Here is a 23393-nt window from a genome sequence, read left to right as displayed (position 1 = left end):
TACTAAAATACTGAGGGCTTATGGAGACTTCTTTAGAAATATCCGTCAAGCTCAACTCTTCGTTATATCTCGCATCAATATACTCTTTGGCTTTTAATACAATTTTAGAAATATGTAGGTGACGTTTACTCTGAATCATCTGCGATACATATACCATTTTTCTAAGACACCAATTTTGTAGTTCAATCACATGTTCAATACGTCTTAGCTCCCCTAAGTATGTCGAATACCCGACCTCGCCTTCATCTAGATTATGTCTATATGAGCAACTCAGTACCATAACCATCATTTCCGTCATGATATTGGTTAAATCAATCAACGAACTGCCAAATTTTTTCTCGATTTTATTAAAGAAAACACCCAATTCTTTGACCAATAATTCTTCGTTCCCGTTCTCAATCAGCTGAATGATATGTGTCTCATCACCTTTGATATCCACATATGTATACTCGTTATCATGGGGTTCTCTTTCAAATATATCGTTTATATGCAAACTGTGGTCACCGCTCATTCGGTTAAGGGTATGAAGGGCTTCCTCTAGAGAATTTTTAATCTTGTCCAGTTTATAACAAGAACCAATCCCTATATGAATCTTCACATCCATCCATTCATTAATGGCAGTCTGTATACTCTCCGCTAATTTTATTGCCTTTACCCTTTGTTCATACTCTTTTTCAAACTGGTCCTCATATACCATAATCGTAATTCTATTGATGATCATAGGCCCTATAATACATTTACACTTATACTTAATGATACTTTGCACTTTCGGATAAAAAGACTGGGTTCTAACCCCTGTTCCAATTACATTCTGACTTCCTTCTCCTTCTTCAGTGAATTCTAATACCATGATATAGGCTAACTCTTTATTGATTTCAAACAAATCACGGTACTTGTATAATTCATCTCGATAATCTGTGTTCATTAAGATTGAGTAGATGAAACCATGTTCTAAAACCGGTATGACTTTCTCTAGTTTTTCCCTGTTTTCAATCTCACGTTTTTTTTGCTGTCTTTCTTCCTCAATCTCTGACATGATCTTTATCAATACCTGCTTTAAGTTGTCAAAGCTGACCGGTTTTAGTATATAGTCGCTGACACCTAGTTCAACCGCCTGTTTAGCATATTCAAACTGTTCATAAGCAGATATTATTACAAATTTGGTATTATGGTGACGCTTCTTTATGTTGGTAATCGCTTCAATACCATTGATACCGGGCATCTTGATATCCATTAGAACAATATCCGGCACCGTTGTCATGGTTGCTTCTATGGCTTCTCTGCCGGAATTCACTTTAGCAACAACCTCTATATTATCAAATAAATCCTTAACCATGAACTCAATGCCGTCTACGACAATCTGCTCATCGTCTGCTATCATTAATTTAAACATCACATCACTCCTTAACATGAGGAATCTTCATAATAATTTTTACCCCTGTTCCTTTTTCACACTCAATTTTAAATAGGTCGGACTGATGGAAAAATAACTCCAGACGGTCACGTACATTTCTAATACCAATTCCGAATTTAGTATGGGCATAATCTTCTCTTGACTTATTTAGAATCTGATCGGCCACATGGGCCGTCATACCTTTTCCTGTGTCCTTTACTGTAACAAAGGTAGCATCCCATTCATCTACAACATTTATGGTTATCGTTCCACCTTCTTCTAAACCGCTTAAGCCATGAACATAGGCATTCTCAACCAATGGTTGAAGAATCAGCGGCGGCACTTTCATATCCAAAGCTTTGGAGTCAATGTTGAACTCAAAGCGTATGCGATCACCAAATCTGACCTTAAGCAACTCATAGTAATCTTTGATATTCTCGATTTCTTCTTTCAATGTACAACTCGAATCCATTTTTTGAATATTATAACGAAACAAACTTGCCATGGTTTGAAAAAACTGGCTGGTCTTGGTCGCTCTTTCCATAATCGACATCTGGACGCCTGCATTAATGGTGTTAAAGAGAAAATGGGGATTGATTTGAGATTGTAATGCATAAAGTTTTGCATTATCAAGTAAATGCTCCATTTTTACATTTTTGAGCTGCTCATCTTTCAACTTAGCTTCCGTCTCTGCGCTCTTCCTAATTTCACCAATATAACTCTTAATACTGTTTTTCATATGATTAAAAGCAGTCGCAAGCAACAAGAATTCATCTTCTGACTCCACTACAATATCTTCTGTATCAAAATTCCCCAGTGCAATCTCTTCTGCTGCATGAGATAGATTGTTAAAGGGTTTTACCATTCTAGAAGTAATTAAGTAAACAATCATTAAAGATAAACCAATTAAGACAATGACAATCATATAGGTAATATTCTGAAGGATCTTTATTTGTCTAACCAACTGGGTATATGTTACTGAGTTGCGATTGAGCTGTCTATTATTGAGTTGATCAATATAGTCTGCGATAAACCCTTTAATTGTGACACTTTTTTGATAGTGCTCATAATATTTAATTACATTTCTTTGTCTTTTGTAGGCAATGGCCTCATCTGCTTCAATAATATAAGCATCAATCAAGTTCACAATATTTTTCATCATCATATCTTCCACATTATAAGTCATCTGATAAGCATCTTCTACCAGAAGCTCTAACTTTTCACTGTTGATGATATAATCATTAAGCCTCGTCGAGCTTTTCGAACTCAAAAAACCAAGTAAATCTTCATCTAGGCTAATCATTAAATTACCTACTTGTGAAAGAAAAATGTGTTTTTCAAACATGGTTTCTATTTGACCCTGATAACGTTCCATAAAGGTTAGTGAATAGATACTTAACACCGTCATCAGGAATATAATGCTTAAGGTATAGACAATCATGTTGTTTCTTATAGAACTGAATTTATTGATTTTTGTCATAGGCTTCACTCTTTTCAGTCATATAGGCGGCAATATTTTCTTCATCAATCACTTGAAGGCTTGTGTTGATATAGCTTGGAACATAACTGTTGGTTTTGTACTCATAAAAAACCTTCAAAGCTTCCTTCCCAATACCTTTGTAATCGGTAACGACGGAGCTTTCAATGATTTTTCCTCTTTCAATATAGCCCAAAATCTCATCATCATCACCATACCCTACCAAAGCAATGCGATTCACCAAATTATTGTCTACCAATACTTGAACCACACCAAGGGTATTTTCAGCGTTGGTACAAAAAATGCCATTAATATCTGGATGATTTCTAAAGATTTCTGTCGCCAAAATCTCAGCATTCAAAAGACCTTGCTTAGTGTATCTTACCAATTCAAGGCTTAGGCCCGGGTAATCTCTTAATGCATCCGTTATACCAAGAAGTAATAGGTCCTGTTGTTGATTACCCAGCTTTTGATAGTTTTGTTGCTCAACAACAGCTATTTTTCCTATGCCATCTGTCGCTTTTGCTAGTGCGCCGCCTGCCTCTAAGCCAATTTTATATCGATTCACACCCACATAACTAATTCGGTCCGATTGGGGTAAATCTTCATTTAATGTAATTACTGCAATACCTAAGCTCATAAGTTCATCGATTTTATTAATAATTTTAGGGTTGTCAAAAGCATGAACAATCACACCATCAGCTTTAGCGTAAATCGCTAAATCCATTATCTTTAGTACTTCGTCTTCAACATTCTCGCCTTCAAACATAATGACTTCGACGGAGATTTTATAGTCCTCACTAGATTGTTTTAAGCCTTCTCTAAAAGATTGATCATAGGTTTGATTGGACCTATCTAGTATAGCCATAACGTGATACTCTGCCGGCAACATAGATTCCCACAAATATTCACCTTTAGTTGCTTCTGCTATAGTATTTGACAGATATAAACCCATTCCTAAAAGAAACAGGAGAATCATGGACAATATTAAAATCGTCATGGAAGTGATTCTTTTATTCATGGTTTCACTCCTTTGTTCATTCTTATTCTATTTTACATGGGTTTCATGATGATTTAGAACTAAATGCATAGACATTCTTATTGGATGATAGCATTTTTTTAATATCCTAAGGATGGTTAAGGCATCAAAACTATTTAGTGGAACTTGGTTTTGACACTTTAATCAATATCGATTTCTTTTTATTAATTGATAACGTAAGACTAGGTACTCTGCAAAAATCACCATCAAAATAACAAAAATAGTCGTTATTATTACAGAGATATAATCTCCTTTATAACCTTCCTGTGATAAGTGCTTAATGAGAATGCCAATGTAAGCCCATACTATAACAAGCCCATAAGGCATATCTTTTAGGCGAATAAGGGTGATTATACCTATGGTACCTCCGACAATTAAGATGATGTTCATCCAAAAAGGCTCTGAAAGACCAAAACCCTCCCACTGGGAATAAACCAAATAAGTGGTTACATTTGCTATGGTAGCTATTGTAATCCAACCAAAATAAATACTAAAGGGTAATCTAATCAAGAGTTTTTGAGTAAAATTCAAAGTATACTTTTCTATTCTTATACGAATTACAATAAGTAATGATAGAAGCATCAACATTAAGATTAGGGTGATGCCAATAAAATCATAATGCCACATAAAAATCCAAATTGTATTTATAACCGATGATATAGAAAAAAGAATCCCAATCTCGTAAAGCATTTTTTTGGAATGTCGATCGGTAGTCCTTACCTCTATCACTTGATAGACTACATGACCCAGTAGTAATAAGTAAATCAATCCCCATATGCTAAATGTAATGCCTGCCGGCGCAAATAAATTACTATAGCGTTCCGACACAGCCCCTGTACTCATACCATTAATTGGTAAAATATTGGCTAGGGCATTGATTGCAATCATTAAAATATACGTCACAACAGTGATTAGTACCATCCAAGTGTGTTTTGAAACGCTTTTCATAATCAAACCTCCTCTAATACTGTTGATATGGAATAACTTGTTACCTAATACCAGATAGTCTCATCTTGTAGTCCATCAATAATTCCGGATTGGTTTTTCTAAGTTCATGTGGCACCTCAATATTAATTTTTTCTATAATTTTCATCGGTGGCCCATCGAGTATGTAGATGTCATCGGCAATGTATAAGGCATCATCAATATCATGGGTGATAAAATAAGTAAAGGGCTTATGAAGTACCCAATACTTGTAGATGGCGTCCATTAGGTTTTGTTTTAACTTCAAATGCAGTCCCTTAAAAGGTTCATCCATGGCTAACACATCCCCTTCATAGGCGAATGCTCTTGCAATAGATACCCTTTGTCGCATACCCCCACTTAACGCACTGGGATAATACTGGGAGAAATCGCTTAGTTCTACCAACGAAAGGCTTTCCAACACTTTTCTTTCAACATATGCTGGGGCTTTTTCTTGAAGCACGAGGGCTACGTTTTCTTTAACTGTCATCCATGGTAGCAATCTTTCTTCTTGGAATATATAAGAAAAACGTACATCCGAAGACATAATGATTTGCCCTGAATCTGGCTTCAAAATTCCTGCCATCACATGCATCAATGTGGTTTTGCCACAACCTGAAGGTCCGAAAAAACAGTGAATACGGCTTTTATCCAGTTCCAGATTGAAATCTTCTAATACTTTTAACTCTCCATAAGATTTATGTATGTTTTTTATAGATAGATTCATAATGTTTTCCTACTTTCTTTAGCCCACAAAGCAAAAAAGCTTTCAAATATAAAACTTAGTAGGATGACCACTATGGTCCATGCAAAAAGGAGTGGCGTGTCTAAATAGGCTTTTGCACTATGAAGGTTACTACCAATAGCATATTGAGGATGACTCAGTACTTCTGCTGCTACACTGACCTTCCAGCCAAGACCCAATGCCATAATAACCCCTGCTGTAAAAAAAGGCTTTATGTGTGGTAAGTATATTTTTCTAATAATCAAAGATCTTTTTAGTTGATAGACTTTTGCCATCTCAATGAGCTTAACATCTATGTTCCTAATCCCAGAAACCACATTGGTCCATATAATCGGAAAGCACATTAGAAAACTTATAAATATGGGTACATTGGTAGACTTAAACCAAATCAAAGCAATGATAATGAAGGATATAACGGGTGTCGCTCTGATCGCTTTTACAAATGGGTTGATGAAATCAAACAGTAACCCATTCAAACCACACAGAACCCCTATGGAGACACCAAATACCAGCGAAAGAAAGAGTCCTGCCAATACTCGGTATACAGATGCAGCAATAATCTGCCAAAACCGAACGTCTATAATTAATCCTAGTAGCGCCTTCATGACACTCGTTATGGATGGCACATATAAGGCACGATCAACAAGCTTATATGTAATATGCCAAAGCGCTAACCATAAGAGACCTATCACTAACTTTTTTATCCATCTTCTACTTCTCATAATAAAAAGCATGATCTGCCAATTCCCCGCCTATTGAGTTCGGTTCAAAATCATAGAGTACTTCAAAATAGGCATCTAAAAATGGTCTGGCCTCATTGGCGTCGATATATATTATGTTTGATAAAGGGATTGCTTTTTGGGCAATGGCCGCATTAGGGAGTATCCCTGTCGCTTCAACTAGTATTGAAGCTTCTTCTATGTTTTCGTTTACATAAGCGACTGAGCTTTTGTATTCATCTAAAAAAAGATTTAGTGTTTCTTGGTTGGTTTTAGCAAAAGATGTTTGTGCTACAAGAACACCCATTGCCAGTTGATTACCTTGATTAACATCTTCCCACTCTTGGGTCATATCTATAGCAATTCTTAGGTTTGGATTTTTTATCATAGCCGTCGTTACATGCGGTTGTGGTAGCAAGCCAATTGCCACATCGCCTTCTGCCATTGCTGCTGCTAAATCTGCGTGTTGAAGGTTATAGGCCAGTTCTACGTCTTGGTTTATCACTAAACCAGCTTTTTGTAATAAAAACTGTAGAATAAAATCAGGTGAAGCACCTTTACCACTTACATGAACCGTTTTATCCTTAAGGTCGCTAATTTGATGAATCTGATCACCATTTTCCAATAAAGAGAGTACACCTAATGTGTTAACAGCTGTAACTATTACTTTACCTTCCGTCTTATTGTATAACAACAATGCAACATTCGTAGGTACTGCAGCAACATCCACTTCACCGCTAATAATTTTGCTAACCAATTCATCTGGACTATCTAATATTTCAAAGGTATAGTCAAGAGCTGTTTCACCTTTTTCTGATTGATCCATAAGTCTAACCATGCCCATACCCGTCGGTCCCTTAAGGGTACCCACCCTAACAATAGGATGATTTAAAGTTGTAACTCGTTCCGGTTTTTGACAAGCTGTCGTTAATAGGATCATACATACTATGCCAATAATAATTATTTTTAGTTTCCCTCTTATTTTCATTTTGTTCTCCTTATCTGTCTATTGAAACACCATGCCTCTGTTTGACTTAATATCATTTTATTATCACTTTGTTGCACAACACGTAGTTCATCTTCTTCGTGTAATCCTCGACTCTTAATAAACAATGTATGAGCATCCATATACACCGTCTCTATTTCCTTATCATTCAAATACACTTTGCTCCAGGGGGTGAATCCATAACCTTCGATATGAATTTCATCATTGACTTCTTTGATTTGCGTAATACCAATCCCTGAAAATCCCATCTTTAAATTCTTCTGTTTATAAGGTTCCTCTTGATTGTATACATATTTTTCACCATATAACATATCATATTGAAGCATAAGTAATGTCTCTTGATAACTCGGACTGTTACTGCTTATTTGATGTAGCTTTATTAATATGCCTTGATTAATACCGGTTCTTCCTAATACATAAGAACCGAGCTGATAGGTTTCTAAATCTTTTTCACCTTTAATTGACTGATCATTTCGCCAAATAATGTATTCTGTTTGATAGCGGCTGTGATTGTCCAAATCTTCATTATTAATATCAAAACTCGGCAAATGATCCCCATAAAGTACCAATACAACCGATTCATCAAAGTTATTTAATGTATCTATCAACGTACCAATAAACTGATCGACCTCATACAATTGATTGATATAATATTCAAAGGCTACTTTTTTTCCTTCTTCCATAGATGATTGTATCGATATTTTTTGCTCAACATCAACGGGCACTTCAGGATATTTTCCATGGGCTTGTACGGATATTGCAAAAACAAAGTCGCTTTCTACAGTTGACTTCATGGCCTTAAGTATTTCTTCAGTTAGATGTTTGTCTTTGGCCCATCCAATAGGTGAATACGATACTTCACCCATATATTCTATCGAACTAAATGCATCAAAACCAAGATTGGCAAATACTTTGTTCCGATCATAAAACGTTGCTGTATTATTATGAATGGCATGACTTTTATAGCCTAATACATCTAAGTTATTGGGAATAGATTCACTTTGTGATTCTTGAAGAATGGTTTTGTAAGGATACTCACCTGCTCCAAAAAAATCCAGACTCATACCTGTAAGCACTTCAAATTCAGTATTTGCTGTTCCGGCACCTATCGAGGGAACTGTCAAAAAACCTGATGCATATTCCTCTTTTAAATCGGTGAAATTCGGAACTGGATTTTCTGAAAATCCCATATTGTTTAAATAGTTTACATCAAAAAAAGATTCCAATTGAACCATAACAATATTCGGCTTAATCCCTTTTAACTTCTTGGTTTCATCTACATCAAGCCTACTTAATATTTCTTCTATACTTGACTGATTATAGCCATCCGGCTTCTTAATCCCTCTATCTACAACACTTGTAGAAAAACAATATGCAAATCCATAGTCTTCATAAGCATCTGCAAGGTTACCAAAATTGCTTGAGATTGAAACTTTTTCTGAGGCAAGGTTCGGCATGGTGAACATCAAACCTACAAGTGCTACTGTCGTCACAAAAGCTTTTCTATAATAGACTTGCTTTTTGGGTAGTTTTTTCCACGCCATACCAATCCCCAAAAGTGTTAAGAGCACGGCAATACTAATAATTACAATCTGAAAGCTGTTTAAATAAATATGTATGATGCCTAATACAGATTTTATTATATGAAAATCTATAGCCGCTAAGGGTGTTGTCCTAAATCCCAGTACCACAAAATTAATGACGCCTAGGCTTATCCATAATACGGATATCAACACCAAAAAGAAGTCTTTCTTTTTTAGTAGTTCAGCTAATGACAAAGTGAACAACACTATAAGAGCATTATACAAAAACATAGCCGGATTATGAATCGCATATCCTAAGCCATCAACAAATGATCGTCGGTTTAATGCTTCTAATAAAAAAGTGATACCGATAGCATAGCTGAAAATATATGCAATTGGCCAGCTCCTGACCCTATTTCTAGCTTTTGATGATATGCTAAAGTCCTCTACAGCCTTTTTTATAAATGATTTTATTTTAGTGACCATGTTCATACTCGTTTCCTCTTTCTCAAATAAATACTCAATGTAAAAATCAAAAATCTTTCCCCTATAACACATTATACCACTCTAAAAAGACCTTGGCCATACGACGATTAAACCAAACTTATGGCTTTTTGTATTATCATTATTCTAATAAGCCTATAATTTTACCTTTAGATATTCACTTAATACATTGATTACCATTTGGTGGTCTTGTTCTGATGGTAATCCAGAAACCGTTATGGTGCCAATAACACCGGTGTCTCTAATTATGATTGGAAAGGACCCTCCATGAGCTGCAAAATCAGCTGAATCTAAAAAATAGGCCTCTTCCATCGTTCCTCCTTTAATTTCCATCTTAAGACTCATGTACATTGAACTATGCCCAAATCGATTGGCTACATTAGATTTTCTTTTAACCCAGGCATCGTTGTCTGACGAGGTGCCTTCCATGGCTACATGAAAAAGCTGATGATTGTTTCTGGTGATATCAATAGTGACCGGTTTATTCTCTTTTTCAGCTTGTTTTACTAACATTAGGCCTATCTCATAAGCCCTCTTGTTACTAAAAGTATCAAACTGTAACAAGGCTTCTTGATTCAATAAATCCGTCATCTTTTCTTTTATTGTCATGGCTTATCTCCTCGTGTTCGTTGTTTTTATAGCCTTTAAAAGGAGTGCCAAATAGCACTCCTTTTTGCTTTAGCTTAGCTTATTTCCGCATTTATTACAGAATAAGGCATCTTCCGGTACTTGATTCTTACACTGACTACAGATTTTTTCAGCTTGTTGATGTTCTTCTTGAAAGAATGCTCCTAGTTGTTTATTTAACTGAAAGCTCAATTGCTCTTTGGTATAGGCTTGATGGTTGACATAGATCAGACCGTCTTCTTCTTTTTCAATATGAACAAAATGGTTGCATAGGGCTGTAGGTGCTATGAAAAATCTGCCTTTGGTCTCAAAACCATCTTTACCGGCTACTTTAATCTCAATACCTGAGGCTAGAAGCCATGTCCTATAAAACTCAACACCTGTTACATGACCTGCTTCACCAAAGGTCATTATAACATCACCGTCATCTTTTTGTCCTGCATTTTCTGAAAAATTCAAATCCATCAATAGAGAGGCGTGTTTTGCTTCTAACTTTAAGTCTTCTTCTAAAATACTTGGCGTTAAGACCAAGAAGGCAGGTAATAGCCACCTTATATCATTGCTTCCGATTGATTCACTCATCTTTTTTGCAAAATTAGAATACGATAGGGTTAATTCTTCTGTAGATCTATAAGCCAACATATTTTCAAATGTGATCCTTCTAAACATATCAATCCCATGTAATAAAAATAGAAATGCTTCAAGTCTAATTTTAGGCGGCATATAGTTGGCTACTGTGGTCTCGCAATCCCCTCCATAAATTCCCATCCACCAATCTATATAACTTTCTATTTGATCATAAAGGCCTAGGACAAAAATACCCTCTGTGGTTTTTGAAACTGAAACAACAGCCTTACCTTCTGCCTTATTACTATATAGTCTAACTTGGTCAAGATGGGTACTGCCACCACCTATTCTTTGATGAATGATTATATCCGGTGCACCTATGATGCGTCCTATTTTTCCAAAATCAGAATCTTCTAAATAAGCTCTATAGATTTCTTTCAGAGATTTTTCCCTTTCTTTACTAATAGGCTTTAGACCCATAAGGATGGATTCTTTTTGTGGGTTAATACCCAGTTCTTCTGTGAATAAAGCTAAGAGATCTTCCTCATCAACTTCAAAGACTTTTAGTCTTGTACTCTCTAACATCTACCCCTCACTCCTTTCAATTGCATCTATTATTTTCATATACTCACCCTCATCTAAAGCATCCTCTTCAAATTCAAAAGCCATATCATCATCCCACATCTGTCCTTCTTGAATGAACTTGAGCTTATGACTGCCCTCAAGTTCTAAGTAAGGACAGCCTTTAACCATGCTTTTTAGTTGTAGTGACGCATCTTGTGGTTCAATCCACAAAAGCTTTCCACTTCTTATATAAGGGGCCAAATCAAAATCATAATCCATTAAAGAAGGCGTCACACTAACCCATTGTCCAGGTGTTAACATGCCAGAGAAAGCATCTGTTTCCTCCCAGTATCGATCGGTACCCCAGTCATTGACACGTTTTTCACCTTCCAGCATGGGATCGGCATAATAAACCATCATATAACCGGTATGGGCACCTATTTTAACCGTTGATAGTACGGCTTTTATTTGATCAAAAGCCAACAGCCTCGGTATGACAAAAGGAAGATCCGGACCGGGTGTAACTATGAAGGGAGCCACTTCCAATACCGCTTCTAATTTCATCGCCCCATCCATGGCAAAATATGTTTTTGGTAAGTTAGATTCAGGTCTTTTAGGGGATTCATTGTTCCACCAAAGCCCATCAATCCCCCCCACATCCATCCTTAAGGTCATCATTTCTCCTGTAAATGGACATCTAGATACATTGACTTCTGACAATTGGTTCAAATAAGTCTCCACAAGACCTTCCATCTCCAAATTCACTTCTTCAGTGGACATCTCTGTTTCTACAAGTTGCTTCCATTTGACATCCAATTCAAATAAGCGTTCTAATAGCTGACGACGTTCTAATCCTTTTGATATTTGCTCCATATTATCCCACCTCCATGCCTGAGCTTCTAAACAATTCTATAATTGCCTCCACCTCGTCATCGGGTATACCGCTCCAATCACCCTTTAACACTTGATCTAGCTTGTCAACAGGTATCTTAGCACCCGTCTGATAAGTAGAAGTTGGTTTGTTCAGTGGATTAAAAGTTGTTAAACCTTTTTCGCCTTCTTTTGCTGCGTTGATCATTTTTGCTTTTGCTTTTAGATCAAAGGCGGCCTTTTCTTCATTAACCCATGACATCAGATCTTCATGCATAACGTTTGAATCCGGTGTTTTTCCAAGCTTATCCATGACTTGTTTCTTAATTGAAGGCCTAACAGGCGTACCATCAAAATTAGTAACGTCAAAACCATCTAAATCGCCCGTGATGTATTTTTTGCTTTTAATATCAAAAACACGTCCCTCAATAACCTTGTACTTGCCTTGAGCCTCATACTGCTTCATGACTTTGCTAAGCTTATGGTATTCTCTTCGACGTTCCACATATTTCTTAACAATTTCTTTTTGTGTGTTCGGGTGCAAGGACCGCATAACATTCTTAGGTGGTAACTTGGGCTTATAGTAGCCTACTAAACCTTCTGTGTTTTTAGGTCCACCAAGGATTTCATCCACGACATCCAGTGTCTTAGCTTTCATGTCTTGAGCTTTTGGAACGGCCTTACCGGAATCAATCCATGTTTTTGCATTTTTGGTTGTCGGCCGAGCATGAATCTGAACCCCAAAATCATCGGCTGTATTTTGAACAATAATTTTAGATTTTTGAGTTATGCCATCCATATTAGGTAGTTTCTTACCAGTTTTATAGCCGAGTCCAGATTTGATTTTTAGAGCCGGCTTAATGCCTTTTGTTATCTTCGCACCTTTTTTTGCCATACTCTTACCACCAATATTAACCAAATCATCTACCAAACTGCCAAGCTTGCCTGCACCTTTTTTAATGGCTGCGCCTGCTTTACCCGCTGTTGCTATGGTGGTACCTAATTTGATTGTTCCTGTTGCCACATGACCGATACGTTTAACCAAAGGGATATTAGGGTCCCATGATTTTTCAAAATCATCTATGCCGGTAGTACTTTTAATGAATTCCCATGCTTTCTTAGGATCCTTTACTGTATTGATGATGGCCTTTCCAACATTAACAACCACTTTTCCAGTCTTTTTACCTAAATCAACCGCAGTTTCAATGATAATTTCCGGATTTTTAACGATTTGGTCAACGGTTTTTTTGGCCGTCTGTTTTGCAAGTTCATAACCTTTATTGATATCATCAATAGAATCTTCAATGGTTTTTTTAATAATAGAAGGGTCTCTTCTAATGTCATCTATGGTGCGTTTAGCCTCTGATGCTGCATTGGAAATACCCGTACCTACAACAACAGCCGTCTCAACCAGTTCGTCCCCAATATTGACAACCGAATCGCCTATAATTCTGCCTATGTTATTCTGCTTATTGGCCTTTTCTCGTTCATACTCCAACCATTCCATATCGCGCTTTAATTGTTCTAGTTTTCTTTTGTCAATCTCTTGCTGAATGGTGGCCATTTCTTGCTCGTACCTGTCATCAATTTCTTTCATGGCTTGTTGCATACCGGTTTGACCCTTTTGTTCAAGTTCTTTGTTATGCTCATTTTGTCTTCTAACCTCTTCAAACCGTCCTGGTGACTCTCGTTGGTGTTTTTCTAGGTCAAAAGGATTGCCCGACTCAGAATGCACCCATCCACCTGTCTCCGGATCTCTGACAATTAGTTCTTGAGCTCCGTTGTGGGTGGTTGTAATAACCATAGTCTCTGGTTCTTCAGGTCTATCTGGTATAGGTTCTTCATAGCCTTCAGTTTGCGTACTGTCTTCCTTATTATGATTTGAGCTTGTTTCCTGACCACTATAATCTTCGCTTACTTCTTCTTGACCATAATCTTCATTGCCATGGTCTTCATTATTATAGTCATTGCCATAATCTTCGTTTTCATAAGAACCACCGGCATCACCGGTTGATGCTTCACCAGGCACAATCTCATTGTCTCCTATAGAAACCGCATCTTCAGGATCGCCACCGGAATTACCAAGAGCATCCGCCAATTTTTTCCATGCATCCGCTTCTCTTTCATCAATAAGACCTTTACCTAGTGAATTGTTGGCATTTTTCATTGCCTGTTCACCTATACTTAGTTCAGTGACAAGTTCTTTCGGCTTGAGTAGGTCTAATATCACACTTACTACTAAGCCTACTAAAGGCGGAAACAACATACCCACGCCCGCTTCAAAGGGTGTGTTTGGACCTGGGATATTACCCACACCATAGGCTTTTCTAAGGGCTGCCATAACAAAAGGAGGTAATTCTTTCTTGACACGCCCACCGCGCAAGCTTAAGGAATAGGTATTTTCATCAGCACCCTTTTCTTTGCTGGCTGCTCTTGAGTAATAGCCTTCCCCAGCCATACCAATGGTAATCCTACCATTGACTTCTTTTTTAAGCGTCACTTCTGAGATGGCTGCAATATTGGCTTTATAGGGTAGGTTTGTCAGATCTGCAGCAAAACTAAACTGTGCTGTCAAACCGTTTACATCACGTTCTGTTACAGTACAGATTTGTGAAAAAGGCATCCCCTCATATTGGCCTAACAATTCAATGGTATCACCATAATCTAGTACACTAAGGGGGTAATCTTCGAGATAAAAACTACGCTCACCACCTGATACTGGTCCCATTAAGGTTCTAGTCTTATACATATCAAGCCATACCTTATAAGTTCCTGTAAAATCTGTCATAGGAGGTGCCGGTAAAGAGGCACCAATGTAAAACATAGGTTCTCCATTTTCCTCATAATTCAAGGCCATTGGGTTACTCATATCCAAGTAATATTGGCCTGGTGGCAATAAGACATTTGGTGTTGCCGTCCATAATCCATTGGGAACATCACCCAAACTTGCACCTTGGGCGCTCAGACTAAAAAGCTCATTGCCCAGCTCATCTAACACATAGATTATACCGGGTATTGACCCTTGACCTTGATTGTAAGTATTTAGAATAATCTGGTCCAAGGACATTTCATTTTCAAAGTAAAAAGAAGGCGCCAGTAAATCTGCAGTGGTTCCTATTCCCTGATCCACATAACCTGCTTCCCAATCTTCAATATACAGTTCATATAATTCTAATAGTTCTTCTTCCCCAAAATTAACATAAGGATCATATTCCTCATCCGTTATTTCCTCTTCTTCAAGGGTATTTTCCATTAAAGCTTCCAGGTATTTTTCATAGGCTGAATAGTCCATGCCTTTAACAAGAAAAGTACTCATAGGAATATCATTACCGTCTAGAACGAGGGTATAGTCCCCAGCCGGTAGAATCATATCCATCAAGGGTGCGAAAAAATAAGAAGTGTTTCTTTCACTTGCAGTAAAATTACCATCATCATCTGAAACCCCAATACCGCCAATAATATCGGAAGTCCCTTCAAAACCTTGATAAATATTCCCTCGGCTATCTTGGATATAAAGTTCCATCGGACCAATGCCTGTTCCTTCAAACGGTATATATACGCCCGTTATAAGTGTCTTATCACTAATGTTGAACTTCATCGGGCCAATAAAACGCGTGACTTCTGCATAGCTCGTAGGAATCTGCACATTGTGTTCTTCTTCTTGTTCATCCTCATCGTTGATTGACCCTTCAACCATGCCCCCTGTATAGCCCACTATAAGATTGGATTTTCCGTCAAAATCCAGGTATTCACTGTACCACATACCTGATTTGGCAATAACTTTTTCATTGGGCAACCTAGGTTCTTTAGGCGCACCCATTGAGAGAATCGGCAAAAAGTTGACAGCAATCATAAGAATAACCATAATTCTTGCAATACTATTTCTCATAATCCAAAACTCCCTCCCCCTGTAAACGTTCGTATCAAATTAATGCCACCTTCTATATAGAATGGCACTTTTGTCATCAATGGAATACTCAGTGTCCATGCTATTGCAAATAGAAAAGAAACCCCGGAAGTTGCAATTGTATTTTTAATCTCTTGCTTGCCTTTGATTTTGCCCATTTCAATAGCGGATGCTGTTCCGACAGACATGATTCCCGCAGATATGAAGCCTAAAGTCATAGACCACCTTAAAACAAAAGTTGCAAAGATTAACATAATCGTAAAAGGGGTCAAAAAAAGCATACCCATCTCGACCGCTTCTTTTATAACCGCTTTACCTCTTTCTTTTTTGAACTGATGGTTAAAAAGATTTAGAAAGACACCTAGAAATCTTCTGTAAAGAAAACCAAAAAATAGGCCAATAATAAGGCCAAACAGAATGTTATAAATATTAAAAAAATCCATCGGGTTGGCTAAGGCACATATACCAATCCCCATAAAGCAAATCCTACGAATCCATGTTTTTAAACCACTGCTTTTATATGTTAACGTCTCCATAAATGCCACCCCCCTATAATCTTCCAAGTGTGGACCAAGAAAGTAAAACAATCACACCGACCAAAGAAGAAATCGGTATGCTCAGTTTATGATTGCCACCTGTAAGTTCACGTATAGTATACATCATCGGTCCTATAGCCCAAAGTACGCCAGTAACACCAAAAGCCACCGATGTATTCCAACCAAGAGCAATAGAAAAAACTATACCAATCACCCCATAAATTAGTGCACCACTGTAACTTAGGCAAAAGGCAGATATGGTTTCTAATATCGTTGTGTCCGCCTTAGATACCTTTAAAAGTAGCCATATAACTGTGGCGAAAAAGGGGATGGCTAACAAACCATACAATAAACCAAGAATGAAACAAAATAGAACAAACCAAAATCCTTTTTGCCCTGTCTTGTATAAATCTAAGCCTGTTTGAATGAAAAATAAGCCAAAAGCAAGGGCGGAGACCCCTATAGAAAAATACCATTTTGTCCCTTTTAGTGCGTTCTTTAGAACCCCTGCCGGATTGATCATCATACCAAAGACGGTGCGTATGAGTGTTGTTTTTTTTGCTTCCATTCTTATTCCCTCCTCATAATCCTACTTCAATAATGGGCAACCACATCTAAAACACTGGTCATTTTTTATATCATTTAGGCTTGAACATGCATTACAAAAAATAATGGTGTCCTGAGACTTGTCCTGTTTTTCATATGTATTGAGTCCACCATGGTGTCGAACCCTATCGCCAACATTATAATAATTATATAAGGTAGCATCATCTGTTGCCGTAATATGATGTGTCTTACCTCGATCGTCCCGTATGGTTACGTCATACTGCATATATGTAACTAAGTAAGAATTGTCATCACCGGTATTTTCTCGTCTTCGTTTTTTCTTAAGGGTCTTGTTTATCACAGTGCCGTCCCATGTTTTACTTTTTTTCTTTCCAAGCACTTGAAAAATCGCAATTAGTACAAACATAGCTCCAATGCCAAGTCCAATAAACATAGCACCTGGGTTATCCATCTCTCGACTGGTTTCTCCATAAATAGTGAAGCCCACAATTGCAATGACCGCAATAATCAAAGAAAAAATAACCGCGTACTTATTACTGTTTTTCAAGTACTTTTGAAAAGCAGGATCTTGTATTTTTGAAGAATAGCCAACCAGGCCTTTTTCTTGCTTAAGCCCACATTTGTTACAATATTGTGCTTCCTCTGGTAATATAGAACCACAACCTTGACAGTACATATGCACCACACTCCTATTCTTTTCTACTTAACTATGGTTAAGACGTCAAAACTATATAATGAAACTAAGTTTCGACCTTTTACCTAACTATATTATAAACACTTTTTCTGGTTGTGTCATCCTTTCGTCATATTTTTTTCATATTTAGTATGAACTATTAACTGACTTCCGAATAATATCTGTTAAAGCTTATTTACAATATATCGTTATGGGTATATCAAGTTTACCTATATGCTGTATGTGATTTGGAGAAACTTATTTTTGATCCTTTAACCATATATTAAATTTTGACTAATTCCACAATAATATGCTTCTTTTTTCATCAATATTTGATATAATACTCTTGGTGTAAGGAGGCATATACTATGAAACAAGAAAAAAAAGTACCCTCAAAAAAACCTGGGCAATTGAGTGCCAGAGAAAAACTAAAACTAAAAAAAGCAAAGAAAGCAAATAAAACTAATAAGAAAGTCTTGTTTAGAAATATATTTCTAGGCATGCTGACACTCGGTGTCATCGGTTTGATTGTCGCCGCCGCTATGGTAGCATCCATCTTAAAAGATGCACCTGAGTTAAATTATGATGATTTGGTTCCAACAGGTTATACATCCTTTATAAGAGACCAAAACGGAACGATCATACAAGAGCTTTCCACAGGTGAGTCTAATCGTATATATGTTGAAATCGACGATATTCCCACTCATGTGAAGGATGCTTTTGTAGCCATTGAAGACCAACGTTTTTATGAACATAAGGGTGTCGATTTAAGAGGCATCTTTAGAGCGGTTTTCGTCAACTTAAAAGAGCGTAACCTTAGTGAAGGTGCTAGCACCATCACCCAACAAGTCATAAAAAATAACATCTTAACTTCCGAAAAAACATTTAATCGAAAAATCATCGAGCAACATTTGGCTATACAAGTAGAAAAAGTCTTAGACAAAGATGAGATTCTAGAGCTTTATCTAAATACCGTGGGTCTTGGTCGCGGTACGAATGGCGTTCAAGCTGCAGCAAACCGTTACTTTGCCAAAGATGTGTCTGAATTAAGTATCGCAGAAGCCGCTGTTATAGCCGGCATCACTCAAAGACCAACCGCTTATGAGCCCGTTGCTCAACCGGAAAATAACCGTGTTCGACAAGAGATTGTACTGACTTATATGAATGAACAAGGTTTGATTACAGATGCAGAACTTCAAACTGCCCTTGATGAAAAGGTCTATGATTCTATTCAAGTTACCCATCAGGTTTTTCTTGAGCAATCGGATTTCTCCTATTTTGTTGATGAGGTCATACGCCGTGTTGCCGCTGATTTGGAATCTGAAAAAGGCTATAGCAATACTCAAGCCATCAACCTTGTCTATCGAGGCGGACTTGATATCTATACCACTCAAGATATGACTATGCAAGGCATCATGGATCAGTCCTTTGCTGATGAGGAAACCTTCCCTCCCTTTGAAGATGACTATAATGTTATGCTCATGTATTCCGTTTCTGTTCAAACAGCAGATGGTGTGAAGCATTACTACGATGAGACCCTTTTCCAAACAGACGAAGAGGCTTATGCACATATGGAACTATTAAAAGACACTTGGGTTACAGGCTCTGATACTATGATTGCAGACAAATCATTGCTGATCCCTCAACCTCAGGCAGCCATGGTGGTCATCGATTACTATACCGGATATGTCAAAGCCATGACTGGAGGTCGAGGTGAAAAAATAGGGAATCAAACTTTAAACCGTGCAACCATGTCCTTAAGACAACCCGGCTCTACATTCAAAGTGCTTGCGGCTTATCTTCCCGCTCTTGACACGGCTGGCATGACCCTTGCTACTGTTTTTGATGATGTGCCTTATTCTGTAAAACTTGGTGACGGCACTACATATTCTCCTAAAAACTGGTATGAAAGAGCAACATTTAACTACTGGGGCTTGTCCACCCTCCGACAAGGCATCGAATGGTCTATGAACATCGTCACCTTAAAGACCATGAACGCTGTAGGTGTCCAGACCGGATTTGATTATCTGAAGAATCTCGGCTTCACTTCCTTAGTGGAAAACGAGACAATTAATGGCCAAACTTATTCCGATAAAAACATCGTCTTACCCCTTGGTGGTATAACAAGAGGCGTTTCACTTCTTGAATTAACAGCGGCCTACGGTGCCATTGCCAACAAAGGGAACTATATTGAACCGACATTTTATACCAAGGTTTTGAGTCATGACGGTACCTTACTTCTATTAAATGAACCGGTAATCCACTCCGCAATGAAAGAAACGACAGCCTTCCTTCTAACGAATGCCATGGAAGATGTTGTAAAAACCGGAACAGGAAAAACAACCAGACTGAGCAATATGCCCGTTGCAGGCAAAACCGGTACAACCAGTGATTCCAAAGACTTGGCATATATCGGCTATACACCTTACTATGTTGCCGGCATATGGCTTGGTCATGATACACCTGAAAGAATGTCTCACAATAAAAGCTATCAACAGATTCTATGGCAAAATGTCATGGCGCAGATTCATGAAAACCTTGAAACAAGAAAATTCATTGTACCGGATGGCATTGTTACACGAAACATCTGTACCATTTCCGGAAAACTGGCCGTTCCAGGCTTATGTGATTCTGACCCTCGTGGCAGTAAGGTGAAAACCGAGTACTTTGCTATTGGTACTGAACCAAAAGAAGAATGTGACGTTCATATTAAGGTCACCATTTGTAGTGAATCAGGGTTAATGCCCAATGAATATTGTCCGGAAGATACTTTAGTTGATAAAGTATACACCCAAAGACTTATTCCTTTTGCACCTGAAGAATGGGATCCTGTTAACCGTCCTAGAATAAGAGACTATGCTTATGAGTTCCCCATCACGATGATTGAAGAATACTGTAATATTCATGGCCCCACACTTCCTGGTGATGATCTTCCTTTTGATGAAGATGGGAACAATGATTATGAGGATGGAAATAATGGCAATAATGGCAATGATAATCGCAATGATCGCGATTATAATAACATTGAGGATGAGGATGACATTACTGATAATCTTATAGATATCAATTTACCTATTGCTATAGATTAAGCCCTTAGCTTAGCCACTAATAAATATTCATAAAACAAGAAAAGAGATGCGGTTCAAATTGAACCGCATCTCTTTTTTCTATATCTTCAATACTTTTTGCTTTAATACTGCTAATTTTTTCCCATTGACAATCTTAAGTGTTTCAAGAATAGCACACACCTTATCGACAATAATGACCACATACGTTTCTCTATATTTTGGCGGAAAGATTGTTAAAGGCCACATGTGTTTAATAATAATATCTTCTTCCATCTTACTGATTTTGAAATACTTTTTTGCATTTGTCAGTGAGGTGGCCGGATGGGTAAATCCATGTAAACCTTCTCTTATATTCGGTATATGCCAATCATATAAATAAAAATCATGTAGCAGTGCACCTCTTGCAGCCAATCGATAATTCATCTTTAGTTTCCTGCAGATTAAAAAACTCCAGTAGGACACAAATAGACTATGGGCCAGTGTATCCACATCATGGTGGGCAATATAACTCTCCATTGATCTAACTTTCTCATGCTTTATAATATCTTTTACACAACCTCTGTATATTCTAATAAGCATAGTCTTCTTTGTCATGGTGTTTGATTCCCTCTGTTTTTGTTTTTATTTTTATTTTTCTTTCTATCTCTAACGTCCTTCAATAATGCTTTGTATTTGATGGACTTCATATCTGGAAAGGCATTGTAGAGTCTACTCTTGGAAAACCGATTGGATAGATTCTCATAATGCTCCAAAACACGCTTAAGCTCAATCTTAGTCTTGACATTTAGTTTCTTATCTTCATCAATCAATTCATTAATAATATTCTTAACCGGATGATCCGGTATAAACTCATGTACTTGTAATTCCTTAAGTTGTTCTTGTATACGTTTTAGAGTTTGTCCTGCTTCATCGGTTTTCTTTTCTACACCTGTTTTTATAAGCTCTGATAGTTCATCCTTCAACCTAATCATCTCAAAAACCAGATTGCTTCTGATTTGCACATACTGTTTTGCTATATTATCCATCTCAAGCAATAAGCTCCTAAAGTCAATCAGCGTTCTGACTGTTGAAGTACCATCTATTATAAAAAACGCCATAAGCATCAGTAATAGAGGATTCCCAATGTTTCTTGGAATACCATCTACTACGTTGGCCATCCTCACATGCACGATTTGCATTAATAGTGTCCCTGCTAATCCCCAAATCAAAGTGAAATCTAGACAAATATACCCTCCAAGATTAAATCTTCGATCTGAATAATCCCACCATCTGGTACCGAACAAATAGCTCATAACAGAGCCCGTAATAAGCTCAAGTCCTGTGGTAACTACCGTCACCATAATAAACAACATCCACCAGGAGGGCGCCTGACCCCCTAAAAAGAGTGTGCTTAATTTATGAATCGAAAGATATATTGTTATAACACCTACACCATAGATTGGACAGATTGGCCCATATAAGAAACCCCTGTTTACATATTTCCCATGTTTAATAAATGCATATACCACTTCAACAAGCCAACCTAGAAACCCATAAACAAAAAAATAGAAGGTCAAATTATATAGATCTATAGTATGATTTAACACCGTGTATCACCTCTTGTTCAATTTTTTCATTAAGATTATCCTATGACACTTTAACCTTATTGAAAACGTATGGCTTTTTCTATCTGGATATATAGCTCTTCTAAAGTGAGTTGATGTTCATAAATGTAACTGGCTAAGTCCAAACCAATATATCTTAAGTGCCATGGTTCATAATCATAGCCGGTAATTGGCGTCTTATCCTTCCCGTATCTGACAATGAAACCATATAAATGTGCATTTTCTTTGACCCAAATGCCTTCTTCAGTTTCTCCAAAAGCATAAATCAAGTTAAACCCTGCGGATTCACTGGTAACATCCATGGCCAGTCCACTTTGATGTTCACTGTGACCAGGTCTTGCACTCACTTTATCCGTCGCTTCAACGCCCCGGGTACTTACATTATTATTGTATATGTCTCTTTGCCTATTATATGAACGGTAACCGGAGAGGGCAAATAAGTGAATCGATGCCCTATCTGCTGCCTCAAACATGGACTCAAGGCCTGATGCTGCTATATCTCTTAGATTTCTTTTTTCATTTGGTCCTGAGAAAGTAAAGCGTACCTGGGGTTCCCGTAAATCATCCGGAATATAGCTCTCCGGTAATTGATTTAACTTATTCACTAATACAAATAGATGATCCGGTTCTGTCACCTTACCAATCTGCTTCAAAGTATGATTATATGGGTTGTTTTTTAGATGTTCTACCAAATCTGACAATCTTGGATCGCTTATATCTACATCTATGTAGCTATCTGATAAATCAATAATCAAATCATGATAATCTACTATATTTTCTTCCACTATTTCTTGATTGGAAGCCATCGAATCTGTATAATCATCGTCTTCAGTATCCTCTACCCTTTCCTCCAAAACACCTTCTATATCCAAGTATTCAGTGTCATTTTCATAATCTTCTTCATATATTTTTTCTGTGGCACCTGTCTGATCATCCACTGGTGTTTCCAGTGAGATTTTTGTGCCACATCCTGTCATAACGATCAGTAGAATAAAGCTGATTGGCCATATTTTTTTCATAATGCCTCCATATTAATTAGGT

19 protein-coding genes are annotated in these 23393 nt (G+C 37.4%); 1 reads left to right on the top strand and 18 read right to left on the bottom strand.

From position 1 onward, the window contains the following. The 15 genes from P0N36_RS06970 to P0N36_RS06900 all read right to left on the bottom strand — a co-directional run. Positions 1 to 1393: response regulator (locus P0N36_RS06970; RefSeq protein ID WP_275842124.1), on the bottom strand; the 1393-nt coding region annotated here is incomplete at its 3' end. A 4-nt stretch (positions 1394 to 1397) separates the two neighbouring features. Continuing rightward, positions 1398 to 2873, bottom strand: a complete 1476-nt coding sequence (locus P0N36_RS06965) for a sensor histidine kinase (RefSeq protein ID WP_275842123.1) — start codon at positions 2871 to 2873, stop codon at positions 1398 to 1400. Then, on the bottom strand, positions 2857 to 3891 hold the full coding sequence (locus P0N36_RS06960; protein WP_275842122.1) for a sugar ABC transporter substrate-binding protein: 1035 nt from the start codon (positions 3889 to 3891) through the stop codon (positions 2857 to 2859). Before P0N36_RS06960 ends, P0N36_RS06965 begins: the two co-directional genes overlap by 17 nt. A 162-nt stretch (positions 3892 to 4053) precedes the next feature. Further along, complete coding sequence (locus P0N36_RS06955) at positions 4054 to 4857, bottom strand: tryptophan-rich sensory protein (RefSeq protein WP_275842121.1); 804 nt, start codon at positions 4855 to 4857, stop codon at positions 4054 to 4056. Between the two features lie 40 nt (positions 4858 to 4897). After that, entirely contained in the window at positions 4898 to 5599 is a 702-nt protein-coding gene (locus tag P0N36_RS06950) for an ABC transporter ATP-binding protein (protein ID WP_275842120.1), read from the bottom strand. Then, positions 5596 to 6351, bottom strand: coding sequence for an ABC transporter permease (locus tag P0N36_RS06945; protein WP_275842119.1), 756 nt, complete (start codon positions 6349 to 6351; stop codon positions 5596 to 5598). The genes P0N36_RS06950 and P0N36_RS06945 overlap by 4 nt, the downstream gene beginning before the upstream one ends. Then, entirely contained in the window at positions 6329 to 7324 is a 996-nt protein-coding gene (locus tag P0N36_RS06940; RefSeq protein ID WP_275842118.1) for an ABC transporter substrate-binding protein, read from the bottom strand. The genes P0N36_RS06945 and P0N36_RS06940 overlap by 23 nt, the downstream gene beginning before the upstream one ends. Further along, the gene (locus tag P0N36_RS06935) at positions 7321 to 9357 is read right to left on the bottom strand and encodes an LTA synthase family protein (RefSeq protein WP_275842117.1); all 2037 of its coding nucleotides are present in this window, start codon (positions 9355 to 9357) and stop codon (positions 7321 to 7323) included. Before P0N36_RS06935 ends, P0N36_RS06940 begins: the two co-directional genes overlap by 4 nt. A 147-nt stretch (positions 9358 to 9504) precedes the next feature. After that, entirely contained in the window at positions 9505 to 9978 is a 474-nt protein-coding gene (locus P0N36_RS06930; RefSeq protein WP_275842116.1) for a heme-degrading domain-containing protein, read from the bottom strand. A gap of 69 nt (positions 9979 to 10047) precedes the next feature. Continuing rightward, the gene (locus P0N36_RS06925) at positions 10048 to 11148 is read right to left on the bottom strand and encodes a zinc ribbon domain-containing protein (protein WP_275842115.1); all 1101 of its coding nucleotides are present in this window, start codon (positions 11146 to 11148) and stop codon (positions 10048 to 10050) included. Further along, complete coding sequence (locus P0N36_RS06920; protein WP_275842114.1) at positions 11149 to 12000, bottom strand: hypothetical protein; 852 nt, start codon at positions 11998 to 12000, stop codon at positions 11149 to 11151. Between the two features lies 1 nt (position 12001). Further along, positions 12002 to 15886 (bottom strand): hypothetical protein, encoded by a 3885-nt coding sequence (locus P0N36_RS06915; RefSeq protein WP_275842113.1) that lies wholly within the window; start codon positions 15884 to 15886, stop codon positions 12002 to 12004. Further along, positions 15883 to 16440 carry a hypothetical protein gene (locus tag P0N36_RS06910; RefSeq protein ID WP_275842112.1) on the bottom strand — a complete coding sequence of 186 codons (558 nt, stop codon included), beginning with the start codon at positions 16438 to 16440 and terminating at the stop codon, positions 15883 to 15885. The genes P0N36_RS06915 and P0N36_RS06910 overlap by 4 nt, the downstream gene beginning before the upstream one ends. 13 nt (positions 16441 to 16453) lie before the next feature. After that, on the bottom strand, positions 16454 to 17008 hold the full coding sequence (locus P0N36_RS06905; protein WP_275842111.1) for a hypothetical protein: 555 nt from the start codon (positions 17006 to 17008) through the stop codon (positions 16454 to 16456). A gap of 21 nt (positions 17009 to 17029) precedes the next feature. Beyond that, positions 17030 to 17683, bottom strand: a complete 654-nt coding sequence (locus P0N36_RS06900; RefSeq protein ID WP_275842110.1) for a hypothetical protein — start codon at positions 17681 to 17683, stop codon at positions 17030 to 17032. 365 nt (positions 17684 to 18048) lie between these two features. Here P0N36_RS06900 and P0N36_RS06895 point away from each other — a divergent pair, with 365 nt between their 5' ends. Then, positions 18049 to 20769: a transglycosylase domain-containing protein gene (locus tag P0N36_RS06895; protein ID WP_275842109.1), complete on the top strand. Its 2721-nt coding sequence runs from the start codon at positions 18049 to 18051 to the stop codon at positions 20767 to 20769. Positions 20770 to 20847: 78 nt separating this feature from the next. Here P0N36_RS06895 and P0N36_RS06890 read toward each other — a convergent pair whose 3' ends face one another. The 3 genes from P0N36_RS06890 to P0N36_RS06880 are packed head-to-tail and all read right to left on the bottom strand — an operon-like array spanning position 20848 to position 23371. Further along, the gene (locus P0N36_RS06890) at positions 20848 to 21342 is read right to left on the bottom strand and encodes an HD family phosphohydrolase (protein ID WP_275842108.1); all 495 of its coding nucleotides are present in this window, start codon (positions 21340 to 21342) and stop codon (positions 20848 to 20850) included. Further along, entirely contained in the window at positions 21339 to 22334 is a 996-nt protein-coding gene (locus P0N36_RS06885; protein WP_275842107.1) for a putative ABC transporter permease, read from the bottom strand. The genes P0N36_RS06890 and P0N36_RS06885 overlap by 4 nt, the downstream gene beginning before the upstream one ends. A 56-nt stretch (positions 22335 to 22390) precedes the next feature. Next, a complete protein-coding gene (locus tag P0N36_RS06880) occupies positions 22391 to 23371 on the bottom strand; it encodes a M15 family metallopeptidase (protein ID WP_275842106.1) in 981 nt (326 codons plus the stop codon). Positions 23372 to 23393 lie beyond the last annotated feature (22 nt).

Origin of the sequence: Petrocella sp. FN5 (genome assembly GCF_029210395.1) — a bacterium.
Classification (GTDB): Bacteria; Bacillota; Clostridia; order Lachnospirales; family Vallitaleaceae; genus Petrocella.
This window is presented reverse-complemented; position numbering and strand designations above follow the sequence as displayed.